Source organism: Salinivibrio sp. IB872, from assembly GCF_001995345.1.
In the GTDB taxonomy this organism is placed as follows: Bacteria; Pseudomonadota; Gammaproteobacteria; order Enterobacterales; family Vibrionaceae; genus Salinivibrio; species Salinivibrio proteolyticus.
Genome location: NZ_MUFO01000007.1, coordinates 1 through 16,991 on the forward strand (window position 1 = coordinate 1; position 16,991 = coordinate 16,991).

Sequence of the window (16,991 nt, forward strand, 5' to 3'; positions counted from 1 at the left end):
GCAGCGCCGATGGTAGTGTGGGGTCTCCCCATGTGAGAGTAGGACATCGCCAGGCTTTGAATACAATTGATTAAAGCAAAGAGATATAAGCCTTTAATCATACAGAATTGGTGCGGAGTGGTAGTTCAGTTGGTTAGAATACCGGCCTGTCACGCCGGGGGTCGCGGGTTCGAGTCCCGTCCACTCCGCCACTACTTATAGGGGTGTAGCTCCAATTGGCAGAGCAGCGGATTCCAAATCCGCGTGTTGGGGGTTCGAATCCCTCCACCCCTGCCACCTAAAAAGCATCGACATTTGTCGGTGCTTTTTTTTGACATCAATATTACCGATCGAACCCATCTATCTCTGCTACTCAAAAAGCACTGACGCTTGTCGGTGCTTTTGACTGTCTGACAGCGCTAATAGTTTTTGGCGACAAACTGGCTTGGGCCCGCTTCTTCTGGCTGATGGCTGAAGCAGAGCTCATAAGTGAAGGCGGTCGTGGTCTGTACCATATCCATATTTGGTTGATAACGAATTTCTACAATAACGCGTTGATAGCCCGCCCCTTCGAATTCATCTAATTGGGGGATGGTCGCCGTGAGGTCTTTTGCTTTTAGCAACCAACCGTGCACGATATCGTCGGGATTGTCACTGAGTTCAATCCCTGGATAGCCTTTTGCCGATCCCCATCCACGATCCGTGCGTACTGCTTGTAATGTAGCGGGATACCAGTCTCCTTGAACATCAGCAAGTAAATAATGATTCCGTTCCCCCGGACACAGGGTGCCATACACAAATAGGTTATTGAGCATGTGGCGTCGCTCCTTGAATGTATATTGTTATTATTGCTTTCACATCCTATCTCTGGGGCTCGATTATCGGCAAGTCATAAAGTGAGATCTTTGCTTGTATTTTAACCGCAAGACGCGCAAAATCGGCGCCCGAACTGATGGCAGGTTATACTCACAGTGGCTGAGTAATCAAAAGTGGTAGACGTGATGAAACGGCGAATTGGTAAAGCGATGGCGTGGGGCACAGCGATTCTAGTGCCGGCCGCTGTGGTGGGTGTAAATGGCTATTTTACCGTGCCAGATAGTACCCAGTTGCATACCGTCTCAGGTATTCACCGGCAATGTGTTGATTATATTCATGCTTCTCCATTGGATGAAGACGGGCATTTTTCATTACTGGTGTGGAATATTTATAAACAGCAACGTCCTCATTGGGAGACGGCGCTGAGTCAATACCGTGACCCTCACCGGTTAATGTTATTGCAAGAAGCCAGTTTTGGTCCTCAGCTTGCTCGCTGGATAAATCAAGCGTCACTTCACTACGATCAGGCTTATGCGTTTGCTATGCAAGATGCTGTGGCTGGGGTGATGAATTTGTCTCAGGTTAACCCGATGCATAGCTGTGCATATACCGCCGTTGAACCTTATCTAAGGCTGCCGAAAAGTGCTTTGTACAGCGAATATCAACTGTCTAATGGTCAGCGACTGGCAGTGGTAAATATTCATAGCATTAACTTTACGTACGCCATGTCAGCGTATAAGAAACAGCTGGCGGCGTTAGAAAAAGTGCTCGCGCAGGTTGAAGGGCCGATTATTCTCGCTGGAGACTTCAATACTTGGTCTCAGCGTCGTTTAGAGGCGGTAAGGGCAATGGTCTCTAGATTATCGCTTCAGGAAATGGCGTTTAGCCCTGATGAGCGGATCACGAAATTTGGCTTGCCGTTGGATCATGTTTTTTATCGAGGGTTAGTGGTGGAAGGCGCAAAAGCGTTGGATAACGGCGCCTCCGATCATACTCCGATGGAGGCGCAGTTGAGGGTGATTAGCTAACGGCAATCATCAGGGCCCATCCACCAAAGACGGCAAACCAAGGCAGGGTGGCAACCACAATAGCTTTACCTTGTTCAAGCGGCGTCCAGAGGGCCAAGACGGTAATACTGAGCACCCAATACCAAGGAAGAAGAATGGGGAGACTCGCCGCCCAAGCACTCCACTCTGACGTCAACGGCAGTTTTAACAGCCCGTTAAGGCTGTTGAGATCTGCGTGGGCAGGTAGAATGAAACTCGGTGACAACATCATATTGGTATAGCTGGCCAGATCACCCACGATTGCGGGCAGTAGGATAAAGCTGGTTGCCGCAAGCCAATGTCGGTAGCCAAAAGTTGGTGCTTCTTGTTTAGTGGCAAGACGGAACCAAAGTGCCAGCGCGAAGATGACCGCCGCGCGTCCAAACCAGTCTCCTAGCACCTCTGACGCCAATAGGGTCTCACGCTCCAACCATTGCTGGGCATCGCCTTCGGACATAGAGAGTGTTTGAATTAACACTCGCTGAAGGGTAGCCAGATCAGTGTGGTCGAAATAGGCGTTCCAAAACGCCATTGAGCTAAAGCACAGTAATAAATATGCCAGCCACGCCCATGCAGGACGCTGGCTCAATGCGGCAAAGCAGGCACTCGGCCGGATTACGATATCACGCAAGGCGAACAAAGGGTTAGAGGACGCTACCATCATGAGCCGCTACTCCGCGAGATATCAATATGCAGGGTGAGGCGCTGGCCCGGCTGAATATAGGCGTTCTTGCGTAGCTGATTCCACTTAACCAGATCAGACACGGACACATTGTAACGCTGCGCGATACTGCTTAGGGAGTCGCCTTGGCGAATCTGATAAGTGATGGTACGAACACGTTTTGCGTTATCGTTTTTATCCCAAACGACCAGCTTTTGCCCAATACTCAAGGTATCTCGAGGACTCATGCCATTCCATTTTGCCAGTTGTCGGTAGTCAACGTCATAACGGCGAGCAATTGTCCAGAAACTATCCCCTTTACGCACGGTATGGGTACGTTTGTAACCGTCGCGCTCAGCGGCTTGTAATGCTGCAAGGCGCTGAGGGGCGCTTAAGGTGTACTGAGATTCGTCTTTCAATGAGACTGGGATCATCAGAGGCTGACCGACACGGATACGTGTGGTACTCAGTTGGTTAGCGCGCTGTAGTACCTTGACCGTCGTGTTGTAGTGGGCGGCAATTTCACTCAGGCTATCGCCCGATTGGACGTAATAACGCTCCACACGTAGCCCTTGGTTGTTATTTTTCGCCAGTTCGGTGTTGAAACGATCGACTTTATCGATGGGAAGTAACAAGTGGGTCGGACCGGCAGGCGCGGTTGCCCAGTGGTTGTAAGCCGGATTAAGGCTTTGTAACTCTGACACGCTCAGGCCAGCATAGTTGGCTGCCAGTGCTAGGTCCATTTGGATATTGGGTTCAACCAATGCCAGTGCAGGTTTGTTCGCGATGGCGGGAACCTCAAGGCCATATTTATCTTTATGACGAATGACGTCGCCCAATGCAATCAGCTTGGGGACGTAGCTACTGGTTTCTTTGGGTAAATCGAGGTGCCAAAAGTCGGTTGGCTTGCCCCGTTTCTCATTGTTACGAATCGCACGAGCAACGCGGCCTTCACCGGAATTGTAGGCGGCAATAGCGTGAAGCCAATTGCCATCAAACATACCGTTAAGGTATTCCAAATAGTCCAAGGCGGCATCGGTGGCTTTTGCCACATCACGACGACCGTCATACCACCAATTTTGTTCCAGTCCGAAGCGTTCACCGGTTGCTGGTACAAACTGCCATAAGCCAGCGGCACGACCGTGAGAGTAAGCAAATTGATCAAACGAGCTTTCGACGATAGGTAGCAATGCGATCTCAAGCGGCATATTGCGCGCTTCTACTTTCTCAACAATTAAGTGCAAGAAAGGAGTGGCACGTTCCGCGACGGTGGCAATGTGGTTTGGATATTTCAGGTACCAATTGCGGTACTGGCGGATAGCGCTGTTATTAGGGACGGGCAGTGACAGCTGCATGCTGATTCGTTGCCACACATCCTCCTGCATTTGCGGTGAAAGTACCGTTGGTGTCGCTGGGGTCGGTTGTTTCTTGGTCGCGGAAACGGTCGGTGTTGCTTTAACCGGAGTAGCCGCGACTGGGGCCTTTTTTGTTGCGATATCCGTATTCTGAGCATCACCTGTCAGCTGACAGCCGCTCAGCAACAGGGTGCTCAAGATAACAAAACGGTACTTCATTGCATAAAACCTTCGTCCAAAATAGCCGATGATAATAGGGGCTGGCTCTATTGATGACAAGAGACTCAGCTCAAAATTCGTCCTTCCACTGCCGCAGAGCCCTGAATACTTCTAGCTCACTGTCATCAGTGGCTCGGCCACTCACCGCTTGAATCACAGTCGGTTCGCTCGTTCGTAAAAATGGGTTTATGCGCCGTTCGCGCTCAATGGTACTCGGTAGAGTCTGTTTTTGCTGCGCACGCAACCTATTTACTTCTTCTCTATACAAATGTAGCGCATCATTTTCCGGTTCAACGGTTAATGCGAAAGCGACGTTGGCCGCCGTGTATTCATGCGCACAAAAAACCTGAGTTTCGATCGGTAAGGATGCAAGCTTTTTCAATGAGTTAACGGCTTGTTCTGCGGTGCCACCGAGTAAGCGGCCGCATCCTGCTGAAAATAGAGCATCGCCGCAGAATAGCTTACCATCGCCGACAAACGCGATATGATCCTCGGTATGGCCTTCTACGCCCACCACCAGAAAACGGTGATCAAACACATCGATCTGGTCACCGTCTTTCACTGCCATCGTAAGTCGAGGGATAGGCTTTACATCGGGACCTATCACCGCAGCACTTGGCGCAAAGCGTACTAAATCTTCAATGCCATTGGTGTGATCCCAGTGATGGTGTGTGATTAAAATGCAGGATAAGGTCAACTCATGTGCCTGAATGTAGTCGATAACTTGATGTGCTTCACCCGGATCGACCACCGCACAACGGTTATCTTCACTAATAATGAGCCATATGTAATTATCGTTAAATGCAGGTATGCTTTTGACACTGAGCATTGGGTTCTCCAGCAATAGAATGAGCCTTGACCATGAAACCAGCGCGCATCGATTATCACTATGATTACCCCTATACGTGGGACCAAGTTGCGTATGGGGATTGGACACGAGCGCAGTTACAAACGCGTTTAGATGAATGTTTGCCTAACCTGTTTGGCTACCATTTACTGAAGCTCGGCGGGCTAAGCTGCGAACTGGTCAGCCAACAGTGTAACATTCAACACCAAGTCTGTGTGGATAAACGTAATCCAATGCGCAACTTAACCGCAGACCATTATGCGCTTCCTTTCATCGAAAAATCGTTTGATGCGTGCTTGCTGGCTCATCAGCTCGACTATAGCGATGACCCTCACCGGCTGCTGCGTGAGGTGGATCGCGTGATGATTGACGATGGATATCTTATTTTATCCGGCGTCAACCCGACCAGCGTGATGGGAATCAAGCGTGTATTGCGGGGACGCGGCCAGCGACTGCCATGGAGTGGACGTATGTTTTCTCCACTGAGGATCCGCGATTGGCTAAGTGTGATGAATTATGAGGTGACCACTGCAACGCACTTTGGTTTGTGGCCAACGAAACAGCCCAAGGCGAGACACGCTTGGGTAGAAAGCAGCTTTGCTGAATTCACGCCCTTTGTCGGCTGCGTCTACTTTATTATCGCCCGTAAACGCAGCTATCCGTTAAAACCCATCAAACCACGCTGGAAGCTGAAAAAAGCCGTTGCGCCTTTAGGTGGAGTCGTGCCAAACGGTGGATAAAAACCTGCTTATTGCGGCTGATACCCTTCATCAACCAGAGTAGGGTGATTGGCCGCCTCTCGGGCTAATTCATCACAGCGTTCGTTTTCTGGGTGGCCAGCGTGGCCTTTTACCCAATTCCAAGTCACCGTATGCTTGGCGGCCGCAGCATCGAGTTGCTGCCATAAATCAGCGTTTTTCACTGGCTTTTTATCTGCAGTTTTCCACTGACGTTTTTTCCAATTATGGATCCATTGTGTGATCCCTTGGCGCACGTATTGGCTGTCTGTGGTAAGCACGACCTCGCATGACGCGGTAAGGGCGTTCAGCCCGACGATAGCCGCCATGAGCTCCATACGGTTATTCGTTGTGAGGGTATAACCGGCGCTCAAGGTTTTTTCGTGCTGTTTATAACGCATCACCACACCGTAACCACCGGGACCTGGGTTACCGAGGCATGAACCGTCTGTGAAAATTTCTACCTGCTTGGTCATCTTTGGTACTATCGGGAATTAGAATCTGCCAAGTTTGACATAAGTATTGCCATGAAAGCGAATTACGATCGCCTTGTTGTTCTTGATACCGAAACCACAGGTATGAACCGCGAAGGTGGCCCTCATTACCAGGGACACAACATTATCGAAATCGGCGCGGTTGAAATTATCAATCGTAAGCTAACCGGTCGGCACTTTCATGCCTACATTAAACCGACACGTGCGATTGATCCTGAAGCTATTGAAGTACACGGTATCACGGATGCTTTTCTCGCCGACAAACCGACATACGCCGATGTGCATCAGGCATTTGTGTCCTTTGTAGAAGGGGCGGAGCTAATTGCCCACAATGCGCCCTTTGACGTCGGCTTCATGGACTACGAGTTTAAAAACCTGGGAGTGGCGTTAAAGACGAGCGAGATCTGTTCAATTACAGATACCCTTGCTATGGCGAAGAAAATCTTCCCGGGTAAGCGCAATAACTTAGATATTTTATGTGAGCGCTATGGTATTGATAATTCTCGCCGCACGTTGCACGGGGCATTACTTGATGCCGAGATCTTAGCCGACGTTTACTTACTGATGACGGGCGGGCAAACCAGCTTGTCTTTTAACGCGGGAACCGATACGGACAATGCGAGCCCAATGGCGCCGCGTTCGGTCAAACGTCAGAAACCGCTAAAGATTATCCCCGCATCCGCCGATGAACTAAGTGCACACGAAGCGCGTTTAGATTTTATTGAGCAAAATGGTAGCTGTCTTTGGCGACAGTAGGAGAGCACATGAAAAAGCGGTGGTGGACTGCCTGTCTTTGTATCCCATTATTGGCGCAAGCCAGTGAGCAAGAAATACGTCTGCTGGAAAACCGCTTTCGGGTTGATCCTACCATTGAGCGTGCCGCGTTCGTGATTTACCGAGAAGATCCCAGTGTCCCTGTGGTCCTTGTGCGCCCCGACGGCACTAAGTACTACGCATGGCGACACCCAGATAAAGTTTCTTGGCACCAAGAATCGGACATGGACATAGTTTCTATCACTGATCCCATGCCCGGTCCGTGGCAAGCGATTGGCCGAGTTAGCCCTGATAACAAAGTAAAAGTACTAAGCGATCTGCGTATGCAGGTTGATGATCTTCCTCCGCGTTTATATCAGGGGGAAACGGTGAAATTCACGGCGCGATTAAAACTTGGCGATGAGCCTCTCATCCTGCGCGATTTCATCGAGCGCGTTGATTTGAATGTCACCTTTACCGAGTACGTCGAAGATCCTGAATCGCTCAACCCTGATCAGCGCCCTCAGCCTCGCTCACTCGGGCATTTTAGTGACGACGGGACGGGGTTAGATGAAAAGCCCAATGATGGTATCTTCACCGTCGCACTGCCGGTGAATGTGATGCCCGGTAAATACCGAGCGCGTGTGACGTCAGGCAATGGCATTTTTTTCCGCACCTTAGAGCAAGAAGTGCTGGTGTACCCGACGCCATTGATGGCGACGTTTAAACAAAGCCAAATTGATGATGAGCCACACAAGCTGGTTATTCAGGCCGAGGAAGCCAGTATTGAGCCGGGTAGCATATCGGTGCATGCTAAATTTATCGACACGGAAGGGAAGACCACAGTTTACCAAACATCGAACGATGATAAATCCATGACGATGACACTGGACATCCCGTATGCATCCACGCCGGGCCAGTACAAATGGAGCAGTATGCTTTATGCGACGGATTTATTGTCAGGCCGACCGCTGGTTTTTAGTTTACCTGAGCAGGCGTTTGCGGTGACTGATTATGAAGCGCTTGAACAAGCAGAAGCCGAGCGGTTGGCGCGTGAGCGCGAATTGCAAGCGGCAGCGGAAGAGCGGCGTCGTGAGCGAGAGAAGGAAAAGGCACGCACGACATCGTTATTGATTATCGGTGTAGGGAATCTATTGATTCTTTTGCTCGGCGCAGCAGTTTGGTTTGTGTTGAAAAAGCGCAAAGCCCGTAAGCTCGCTGAAGCGGCTCAAGAGTTGGAAGCGCCGCCACCCGATGAAGGCACGCGTGAAGAGATGGGCGATGAGTTGGACATGGATAAACCGGATAAAGAATAAAAAAGAGAAGGCAATTGCCTTCTCTTTTTGGTTGGGCAGCTTAACGCGAATCATTAAGCTGCATCATGCATCTTTCCCACTTTGGTCGATGCAGCAGGAAGCTCTGCAGGATCGAAGTCATCAACATTGATGGTTTCTAGTCGACCCACTTCGGCGTCACGGAGCAGCTGTGCTTCTTGTTCGCTGATCACGCCCGCATCCAGACCTCTCTGTGCCACTTGGTCTAAGAACATAAATGGCAGTTTCTCGCCGATACCGTYACAAACTTTTTTGTGGATCGGCTCTGCAGTGAGAATGTCGTGAAGCGCTTTTTCGATATTCCCAATGGCATTACCAGGCTCGAAGAATTGTCCACGGCCAATGCGATCACGTGTTGCACTTGGCGATTGCAAAATTACCGCAAGCTTACCGTCTAAGCGATCACTTGGTTTGCGGCGACCTTTACCTAATGGGAACACGAGGGCACGTACCAATCCTGCAATCATACGATTTGGGAAGTTGGCAAGGAACTCATCCAGCGCTTGCTCAGTTTGGTACATGGCATCTTGCATACCCCAATGAACTAATGGCAGATCGTCTTTCTGATAGCCCTCATCGGCGTAACGTTTCATGGTTGCAGAGGCAAGATAAAGCTGACTAAGCACATCACCCAGACGCGCAGACAGACGCTCTTTACGCTTCAAATTACCCCCGAGAACCGCCATTGAAACGTCAGCCAGCAGCGCTAATGCCGCACTGTAGCGGTTCATTTGCTGGTAATAACGGCGTGTTTCGTCTTTACGTGGTGTTTTCGAGAAGCGTCCATCGGTCAGGCCCAGCCACAATGTGCGAGCAAGGTTACTCATCACAAAGCCAACGTGACCAAACAGTGCGCGATCAAAGGCACTTAACGCACGTTGCGAATCGGTGTCTTCGCTGGCACGAATTTCATCCAGTACGAACGGATGGCAGCGGATCGCCCCCTGACCGAAGATGATCATCGAACGCGTCAAAATGTTCGCACCTTCAACGGTTATGGCGATCGGTGAGCCTTGATAGTTGCGTCCCAAGAAGTTTTTAGGACCAAGGCAGATACCTTTACCGCCCACAACATCCATCGCATCAATCACACCTTGTTGACTACGATGCGTACAGTGATATTTGACGATGGCGGAGATTACCGACGGTTTTTCTCCCAAGTCAATCCCAGTCACGGTCAGGGCACTGGCGGCGTCCATTACGTAAGCATTGCCTGCGATACGTGCTAGAGGCTCTTCAATACCTTCCATTTTACCGATCGGCAATTTGAACTGACGACGAATACGCGCATAAGCACCGGTTGCCAATGCTGCTGACTTCAAGCCGCCAGTGGTGTTCGATGGCAGGGTGATACCGCGACCAATCGACAGACACTCCATCAGCATACGCCAACCTTGGCCCGCCATTTTCTGGCCGCCAATAATAAAGTCCATTGGAACGAAGACGTCATTACCCTGTGTCGGTCCATTTTGGAATGGAACGTTGAGAGGGAAGTGACGACGGCCGATATCGACACCTTCTAAATCGGTCGGGATCAGTGCACAGGTAATACCAAGTTCATCTTGATCGCCAAGTAGATGGTCCGGATCGCGAAGTTTAAACGCGAGACCGAGTACGGTAGCGACAGGAGCTAGGGTGATGTAGCGTTTGTTCCAGGTGATTTTCATCCCCAGCACTTCTTTGCCTTCCCACATCCCTTTTGTGACAACCCCGTAGTCAGGGATCGAGCCCGCATCGGAGCCTGCCTCTGGGCTGGTTAAGGCAAAGCATGGAATTTCTTTACCCTCGGCAAGGCGCGGTAAGTAGTGGTCTTTTTGCTCTTCGGTACCATAGTGCTGCAATAGCTCACCCGGACCGAGAGAGTTAGGGACCCCGACCGTAGATGACAGTACGCCTGACACGCCAGACAGTTTTTGTAACACCAAAGACTGGGCGTAAGCGGAGAACTCGAGGCCACCATATTGTTTTTTGATGATCATGGCGAAGAACTTGTTGTCCTTCAGGTATTGCCATACCTCAGGTGGTAAATCTGCCAGCTCGTGGGTGACTTGATAGTCATCAACCATACGGCAGACTTCATTCACAGGGCCATCCAGGAACGCTTGCTCCTCGGCACTTAAACGTGGTGCTGGGATATCATGCAATTTGTTCCAGTCAGGCGTACCACGGAAAAGATCTGCTTCCCACCATACTGTACCTGCGTCGATGGCTTCTTTTTCTGTGGCTGACATTTCTGGCATCACAGATTTAAATGCTTTAAACGCTGGTTTACTGATCCAGTTGCGACGGAATGTCGCGATATTAAGTGGCAGTGCGATTACGGCAAAGATCAGCCAAGTGATCTGTCCAACACTCCCCAGTAAAGTCCCTACTACTAGTCCCGCAGCCAATACAGCTGTTGAAACCAGCAAATTGGCACGATGGTATGCGAGTACGCATGCCACAATTAGCATGGCAGCGATAAATAACCCTGTCGCCATCACGTCATCTCCTTCGGTTTAGTTAGCCTCTCCTCAAATGAGGTAAGAGGTCGTACCACTTAATGTAAGCAAAAATTTAAATATTTGTAAATTGGTACGGTGTGATGTGGCTTGCAAGGTGAGAAAATCATCAATCATTCTCCGCCAAAGTTGGAAAGATAGGTTGCCATTTGAACAAACGTGACCTAGCTCGAGACCAACACGCAAGCGGCAGTCGACAGGCACAAAACGATACGGTTACACTGACCTTAAATCCGCTCTCACCCCCGGTGCACAGAGTGAGAGCCTGGCCTTTTTCAACGATGGGAACATGCCATGTACCAAGATATTATTCGCGGTGAGCTGTCGGAAGCAGCTACCGTTTTGAATGCCTTTTTAAGTGACGACAAAAACATTCAACAAATTGAAGAAGCTGCCAAGCTATTGGCCGATAGCTTCAAAGCGGGTGGCAAGGTGCTTTCGTGTGGGAACGGTGGCTCGCACTGTGATGCCATGCATTTTGCTGAGGAGTTAACGGGCCGTTATCGTGAAAACCGTCCGGGGTATCCTGCGATTGCGATTTCTGATCCAAGCCACCTTTCTTGTGTTTCCAACGACTTTGGCTATGAGTTTGTTTTTTCACGCTATGTTGAAGCCGTCGGCATGAAAGGCGACGTCCTCTTTGGTCTGTCTACCTCAGGAAACTCCGGTAACATTCTTAACGCGATCGATGCGGCGAAAGCGAAAGGCATGAAGTCCATCATGCTGACTGGGAAAGACGGCGGCAAAATGGCTGGTCTTGCGGATATCGAAATTCGTGTCCCTCATTTTGGCTATGCGGATCGTATTCAAGAAGTCCATATTAAGATTATCCATATTCTTATCCAGCTGGTGGAAAAGGAAATGGCGGCCTAATGCTCGGAGGTAGATGAAAGAATGTGTGAACTGCTTGGCATGAGTGCCAATGTGCCTACGGATATCTGTTTTAGTTTTACTGGGCTTATTCAGCGCGGCGGAAAAACAGGGCCGCATCGAGATGGCTGGGGCATTACCTTTTACGAAGGGAAAGGGTTTCGCACCTTTAAAGATCCCGCCCCAAGCTGCCAATCTAAAGTGGCCGAGTTGGTAACCAGTTATCCGATCAAAAGCTGTGCGGTAGTCAGTCATATTCGTCAGGCTAATCGAGGTGGCGTCAGCCTTGAAAACACGCATCCTTTTACTCGCGAAATTTGGGGACGTTATTGGACGTTTGCCCACAATGGTCAGCTATCTGGGTTTGAAAGCTTAGAAACGGGCCACTTTAAGCCTGTGGGAGAAACCGACAGCGAAAAAGCCTTCTGTTGGCTGCTTAATGAGCTATACAAGCACTATCCACAGCAACCCGATAATATGTGTGAGGTGTTCGACTTTATCGCCTCGCGCTGCGATCGGTTACGTGCACTTGGAGTGTACAACATGCTGTTTAGCGATGGTGACTATGTGATGGCGTATTGCAGTAATAACTTGCACTGGATTACGCGGCGGGCCCCGTTTGGTAAAGCGAGCTTGATCGATCAGGAAATGACGGTTGATTTTCATGAGGAGACTACGCCCAATGATGTCGTCACTGTGATCGCGACCCAGCCGCTAACCAATAATGAAAACTGGCACAAAATGGCAGAAGGGGAGTACTGCGTCTTCCATTTTGGTGAAGTGTATTGCACCAATCAAGATCAGTATGCAACGACCTGATTGCGGTCTTGCCAGCATAGAAAAGGCGCCATCAGGCGCCTTTTTTGATCAGGGCGAATCAAACTAGGCTTTTAGGTCGTCATCGTCATCAGCGGCATAGCCAGCAGGGCCCAACGGCGCGCCGTCGAGCCAAGCTTGGCCAGCTTCCATGCGTAAGCGCTCTTCGACAAACCAGCGAACAACCAAAGGATAAATCTGGTGCTCTTGTTGTTGCACCCGTGCTGCAACGGTATTGGCGTCGTCTTCTGAAAAAATGGGGACACGTGCTTGTAAAATCACCGGGCYACCATCCAATTCTTCTGTGACAAAATGCACTGAGGTGCCATGCTCGGTATCACCCGCATCAATCGCGCGCTGGTGGGTATGTAAGCCCGTGTATTTGGGGAGCAACGACGGATGAATATTCAGCATCCGTCCTTGGTAGTGCTCGACAAAGGCTGGGGTGAGTATACGCATAAAGCCGGCGAGAACGACCAAGTCAGGGGCCAACGCATCAATGGCGGTTGCCAACGCATGATCGTAAGCGTCGCGAGTGTCATAGCGCGAGTTTTCGAGCACGCGAGTCTCGATTCCAGCATTATCCGCGCGGGTTAGGCCGTAGGCATCTGGCTTGTTTGCAATCACGCCGACAATCTTTGCGTTTTGCGGGCTCTTATCGATTAAGGCCTGAAGATTACTGCCACTTCCCGAGATCAACACCACGATGCGTTTTGTCATTACACCAACTCCACTTGCGCTTCGCCTTCAGCACTTGTTGCAATATGGCCCAACTGCCAAGCGGTTTCCCCTGACTCATTGAGCAGTGCGATCGCTTGTTCGGCATGTGCTTGCGGTAGCGCGATGACTAAGCCGACGCCACAGTTAAAGGTGCGCAGCATTTCATAGTCACTGACATTGCCTTGTGCCTGCAACCAGTTAAAGATGGCTGGCCATTGCCAGCTATTTCCATCAATAACGGCTTTTGTACCTTGAGGCAATACGCGGGGAATGTTTTCCCAGAAGCCGCCACCGGTAATATGAGAAATGGCGTGAGCAGGGTATTGCTCAAGTAAAGTGAGTACTGACTTCACGTAGATACGGGTCGGTGCCAGCAAGTGCTCAACCAAAGGTTTACCTTCGAGTGGCATGGTTAAATCAGCCTCGCTGACTTCCAAGATCTTGCGGATCAGAGAGTAGCCGTTTGAGTGAGGACCGCTAGAAGCCAGACCAATCAGAGCATCGCCTTCACCGACCTTACTGCCATCAATTAATGCGGATTTTTCCGCGACCCCGACACAAAACCCAGCGACATCATAATCATCCCCTGAGTACATGCCCGGCATTTCAGCGGTTTCGCCACCGATCAGGGCACAACCGGCTTGTTGGCATCCATGAGCAATCCCTGTGACCACATCGGCCGCTGTCTCGACGTCTAATTTTCCGGTCGCGTAGTAGTCGAGGAAAAAGAGTGGTTCAGCCCCTTGAACAATTAGATCGTTCACACACATGGCGACCAAATCAATGCCGATCGTATCGTGCTTATTGGCATCAAGCGCTAAACGTAATTTGGTTCCTACCCCATCAGTGCCGGACACCAGCACGGGTTCTTTATACTTGGTCGGTAACTGACACAGGGCACCAAACCCGCCCAAGCCGCCCATTACTTCAGGACGGTGAGTTTGTTTGACGACGCCTTTGATACGGTCGACTAGGGCGTTACCCGCATCAATATCGACACCTGCATCCTTGTAGCTAAGAGATGATTGTTTACCGCTCACTGCAATTCCTCGCCGGAGTTGGAAGTCAAAAGTCGGCGCTATTCTATCAGTAGATAATTAGAAAGGAAAACGTTTGCGTCAGCTGTTTGGTGAGGAAATAGGCGAGATGTCAAGCCTTTGATCTACGCTAGCAAAACTCTTTCGTGTATACTACCGAGAATTTGTTTTTTGTAAGGAGTCTAAGATGAAGGTCGTGGAAGTCGGGCACCCGTTAGTGAAGCATAAAATTGGATTGATGCGTGAACGGGATATTAGCACTAAGCGATTTCGTGAGCTTGCCACTGAAGTGGGTAGCCTACTGACATACGAAGCCACTTCAGACTTCGAAACAGAAAAAGTGACCATCGAAGGTTGGGACGGTCCAGTCAGCGTTGATCAAATCAAAGGTAAAAAAGTCACCGTGGTGCCTATTTTGCGTGCAGGGCTCGGTATGATGGACGGTGTGCTGGAGCATGTGCCAAGTGCCCGTATCAGTGTGGTCGGCATTTACCGTGATGAAGAAACGCTAGAGCCTGTACCGTATTTCCACAAGTTGGCGAGCAATATCGACGAGCGTATGGCGCTGGTGGTCGATCCTATGCTGGCAACGGGTGGTTCTATGATTGCCACTATCGATTTGCTCAAAGAGCAAGGCTGTCAACATATCAAAGTGTTGGTGTTAGTCTCTGCCCCAGAGGGTATTGAAGCGTTGAAAAAAGCGCATCCGGATGTCGAGCTCTATACTGCAGCTATCGATGAAAAGCTGAATGACAAAGGCTATATCGTACCCGGCCTAGGTGATGCCGGCGATAAAATCTTCGGTACCAAGTAATCGTCATCATCGCCAAGGTGATGGCGTAATAACGGATCAAAAAGCCCGCTTAGTGTCGCGGGCTTTTTTAGTCTAAATGTCCCGTCTTATAAAGACAGGCCTATTTTATCGAGGTAAGTACGCACTTGCGCTTCGATCCCCTCACCATCTAATTGCAGCTCAGCATGCAATTCTTGCTGAGTGCCTTGTGGAATAAAGCGATCGGGCAAGCCAATTTGCAATACCGGCTTGATGACACCTTGCGTCATTAAGCTTTCAATCACACCGGTTCCCGCCCCGCCAGCGGTGGCGTTTTCTTCAATAGTGACAAGGCAATCATGCGTTTTCGCCATTTCTGCCACTAAATCGGTATCCAGAGGTTTAGCAAAGCGCATATCTACCACGGTTGCATCAAGCGCTTCTGCTGCCGCGAGGGCGCCGGGCAACAGAGTACCAAAGTTAAGTAGCGCAATGCGCTTTCCTTGGCGTTTTTGTACGCCTTTACCGATAGGGAGTGCATGCATATCGCGCTCAATATCAACGCCCATGCCTCCCCCGCGTGGGTAGCGCACTGCGGCCGGGCCCTGATGAATATGACCGGTATAGAGCATTTGCCGGCATTCGTTCTCATCGCTTGGCGTCATCACCACTAGATTCGGGATGCATCTTAGGTAGCTTAAATCAAATGCCCCTTGGTGCGTTTGGCCGTCGGCGCCCACGATGCCACCGCGGTCGATCGCGAACAACACCGGTAAGTTCATAATGGCGACATCATGGATCAGCTGATCGTACGCACGCTGTAAGAAGGTGGAGTAGATAGCTACCACAGGGTTGTACTCACCAATCGCCATACCTGCCGCTAGGGTGACGGCATGTTGTTCGGCAATCGCAACATCGAAGTATTTGTCAGGGTGCGCCTTGGAAAAGCGCACCATACCAGAGCCTTCACGCATCGCCGGGGTAATGGCGAGCAGTTTGTCGTCCTGCTCGGCCATATCACACAGCCAGTCACCAAAGACATTGGAAAATGTCGGGCTGGCCGGCTTTGATTTCGGTAGGGTATGCACGCTTGGATCGAATTTAGGAACGGCATGATACCCAATCGGATCCTTTTCCGCAGGCGCGTAGCCTTTGCCTTTTTTCGTCATCACGTGCAAGAACTGTGGCCCTTTCAGGTTACGCATGTTCTTTAGCGTTTTAACCAGCTCTTCCACGTCATGACCATCGATAGGGCCGATATAGTTAAAGCCGAGTTCCTCGAACATGGTCCCCGGTACTACCATCCCCTTGAGGTGCTCTTCAGCACGACGGACCAGCTCTTTAATTGGTGGCGCGCCCGACAGGACTTTTTTGCCCCCTTCTCGGATGGTGGTATACAAATTACCAGAAAGAAGCTGCGCCAGATGATTGTTGAGAGCACCAACATTCTCTGAAATCGACATTTCGTTGTCGTTGAGGATCACCAGCATGTCGGGTTTCACGTCCCCAGCATGGTTCATCGCCTCAAATGCCATACCCGCGGTGATGGCTCCGTCTCCAATCACACTCACGACTTTGCGGTTTTTCCCTTCTTTTTCGGCACAAATGGCCATCCCCAATGCGGCGCTTATTGACGTCGAAGAGTGGCCTACCGACAACACATCATAGGGGCTTTCTTCGCGCCACGGGAAGGGATGCAATCCGCCCTTTTTGCGAATCGTCGGCATTTTTTCGCGCCGACCCGTCAAAATTTTATGTGGGTAGGCTTGGTGACCGACATCCCAAACAAGGTGATCAAAAGGGGTGTTATAGACATAATGGAGTGCGACAGTCAGCTCGACAGTGCCAAGTCCAGACGCAAAATGACCACTTGAGTGGCTAACCGTATTAAGTAAGTAGGTACGCAGCTCATCACACAGTTCAGGAAGGTGATCACGCGGAATGGTGCGTAACTCTTCCGGCGTATCAGCCAACGCGAGTGTAGGGTACTTTGATATATCCAGTGTCATAGTGGTTCGGCGCTTTTATTGGTAA

16 protein-coding genes and 2 tRNA genes are annotated in these 16,991 nt (G+C 50.3%); 9 read left to right on the top strand and 9 right to left on the bottom strand.

Annotated elements, in window-relative coordinates:
• The first annotated feature begins 114 nt into the window (after positions 1-114).
• Positions 115-191: transfer RNA gene (locus BZJ18_RS04825), tRNA-Asp, on the top strand.
• An 8-nt stretch (positions 192-199) separates the two neighbouring features.
• A tRNA-Trp gene (locus BZJ18_RS04830) sits at positions 200-276 on the top strand.
• 122 nt (positions 277-398) lie between these two features.
• Here the strand turns inward: BZJ18_RS04830 and BZJ18_RS04835 are convergent.
• Positions 399-794, bottom strand: coding sequence for a gamma-glutamylcyclotransferase family protein (locus BZJ18_RS04835; RefSeq protein WP_069587470.1), 396 nt, complete (start codon positions 792-794; stop codon positions 399-401).
• 186 nt (positions 795-980) lie between these two features.
• Here BZJ18_RS04835 and BZJ18_RS04840 point away from each other — a divergent pair, with 186 nt between their 5' ends.
• Positions 981-1,823, top strand: coding sequence for an endonuclease/exonuclease/phosphatase family protein (locus BZJ18_RS04840; protein ID WP_096631098.1), 843 nt, complete (start codon positions 981-983; stop codon positions 1,821-1,823).
• On the opposite strand, the gene BZJ18_RS04845 is transcribed toward BZJ18_RS04840, so the two are convergent.
• The 3 genes from BZJ18_RS04845 to gloB all read right to left on the bottom strand — a co-directional run bounded on the left by BZJ18_RS04845 (position 1,816) and on the right by gloB (position 4,905).
• The gene (locus tag BZJ18_RS04845) at positions 1,816-2,505 is read right to left on the bottom strand and encodes a YIP1 family protein (protein WP_077455554.1); all 690 of its coding nucleotides are present in this window, start codon (positions 2,503-2,505) and stop codon (positions 1,816-1,818) included. The two genes, BZJ18_RS04840 and BZJ18_RS04845, sit on opposite strands and share 8 nt — an antisense overlap.
• On the bottom strand, positions 2,502-4,076 hold the full coding sequence (locus BZJ18_RS04850; RefSeq protein WP_108743118.1) for a lytic transglycosylase: 1,575 nt from the start codon (positions 4,074-4,076) through the stop codon (positions 2,502-2,504). The genes BZJ18_RS04845 and BZJ18_RS04850 overlap by 4 nt, the downstream gene beginning before the upstream one ends.
• A gap of 70 nt (positions 4,077-4,146) precedes the next feature.
• Positions 4,147-4,905: a hydroxyacylglutathione hydrolase gene (gene gloB / locus BZJ18_RS04855; RefSeq protein WP_069587468.1), complete on the bottom strand. Its 759-nt coding sequence runs from the start codon at positions 4,903-4,905 to the stop codon at positions 4,147-4,149.
• A gap of 32 nt (positions 4,906-4,937) precedes the next feature.
• Between gloB and BZJ18_RS04860 the strand changes: the two genes are divergently transcribed.
• Positions 4,938-5,663, top strand: a complete 726-nt coding sequence (locus BZJ18_RS04860; RefSeq protein WP_069587467.1) for a methyltransferase domain-containing protein — start codon at positions 4,938-4,940, stop codon at positions 5,661-5,663.
• 8 nt (positions 5,664-5,671) lie between these two features.
• Here BZJ18_RS04860 and rnhA read toward each other — a convergent pair whose 3' ends face one another.
• Positions 5,672-6,136, bottom strand: a complete 465-nt coding sequence (gene rnhA / locus BZJ18_RS04865; RefSeq protein ID WP_069587466.1) for a ribonuclease HI — start codon at positions 6,134-6,136, stop codon at positions 5,672-5,674.
• Between the two features lie 51 nt (positions 6,137-6,187).
• Between rnhA and dnaQ the strand changes: the two genes are divergently transcribed.
• Both dnaQ and BZJ18_RS04875 read left to right on the top strand, forming a co-directional pair.
• Positions 6,188-6,910: a DNA polymerase III subunit epsilon gene (dnaQ, locus tag BZJ18_RS04870; protein WP_096631103.1), complete on the top strand. Its 723-nt coding sequence runs from the start codon at positions 6,188-6,190 to the stop codon at positions 6,908-6,910.
• 8 nt (positions 6,911-6,918) lie between these two features.
• Positions 6,919-8,223 carry a TIGR03503 family protein gene (locus tag BZJ18_RS04875; RefSeq protein ID WP_077455555.1) on the top strand — a complete coding sequence of 435 codons (1,305 nt, stop codon included), beginning with the start codon at positions 6,919-6,921 and terminating at the stop codon, positions 8,221-8,223.
• 53 nt (positions 8,224-8,276) lie between these two features.
• On the opposite strand, the gene fadE is transcribed toward BZJ18_RS04875, so the two are convergent.
• Positions 8,277-10,721 (bottom strand): acyl-CoA dehydrogenase FadE, encoded by a 2,445-nt coding sequence (gene fadE / locus BZJ18_RS04880; RefSeq protein WP_077455556.1) that lies wholly within the window; start codon positions 10,719-10,721, stop codon positions 8,277-8,279.
• A 315-nt stretch (positions 10,722-11,036) separates the two neighbouring features.
• Between fadE and lpcA the strand changes: the two genes are divergently transcribed.
• Complete coding sequence (gene lpcA / locus BZJ18_RS04885) at positions 11,037-11,615, top strand: D-sedoheptulose 7-phosphate isomerase (RefSeq protein WP_069587462.1); 579 nt, start codon at positions 11,037-11,039, stop codon at positions 11,613-11,615.
• 21 nt (positions 11,616-11,636) lie between these two features.
• Positions 11,637-12,431 carry a class II glutamine amidotransferase gene (locus BZJ18_RS04890; protein WP_077455557.1) on the top strand — a complete coding sequence of 265 codons (795 nt, stop codon included), beginning with the start codon at positions 11,637-11,639 and terminating at the stop codon, positions 12,429-12,431.
• A gap of 63 nt (positions 12,432-12,494) precedes the next feature.
• On the opposite strand, the gene purN is transcribed toward BZJ18_RS04890, so the two are convergent.
• Entirely contained in the window at positions 12,495-13,148 is a 654-nt protein-coding gene (purN, locus tag BZJ18_RS04895) for a phosphoribosylglycinamide formyltransferase (RefSeq protein WP_077455558.1), read from the bottom strand.
• Positions 13,148-14,188, bottom strand: coding sequence for a phosphoribosylformylglycinamidine cyclo-ligase (purM, locus tag BZJ18_RS04900; RefSeq protein WP_077455559.1), 1,041 nt, complete (start codon positions 14,186-14,188; stop codon positions 13,148-13,150). Before purM ends, purN begins: the two co-directional genes overlap by 1 nt.
• A 184-nt stretch (positions 14,189-14,372) precedes the next feature.
• On the opposite strand from purM, the gene upp reads away from it, so the two are divergent.
• Positions 14,373-14,999 (top strand): uracil phosphoribosyltransferase, encoded by a 627-nt coding sequence (upp, locus tag BZJ18_RS04905; RefSeq protein WP_069587458.1) that lies wholly within the window; start codon positions 14,373-14,375, stop codon positions 14,997-14,999.
• Between the two features lie 86 nt (positions 15,000-15,085).
• Here upp and dxs read toward each other — a convergent pair whose 3' ends face one another.
• Positions 15,086-16,966 (bottom strand): 1-deoxy-D-xylulose-5-phosphate synthase, encoded by a 1,881-nt coding sequence (dxs, locus tag BZJ18_RS04910; RefSeq protein WP_077455560.1) that lies wholly within the window; start codon positions 16,964-16,966, stop codon positions 15,086-15,088.
• Positions 16,967-16,991 lie beyond the last annotated feature (25 nt).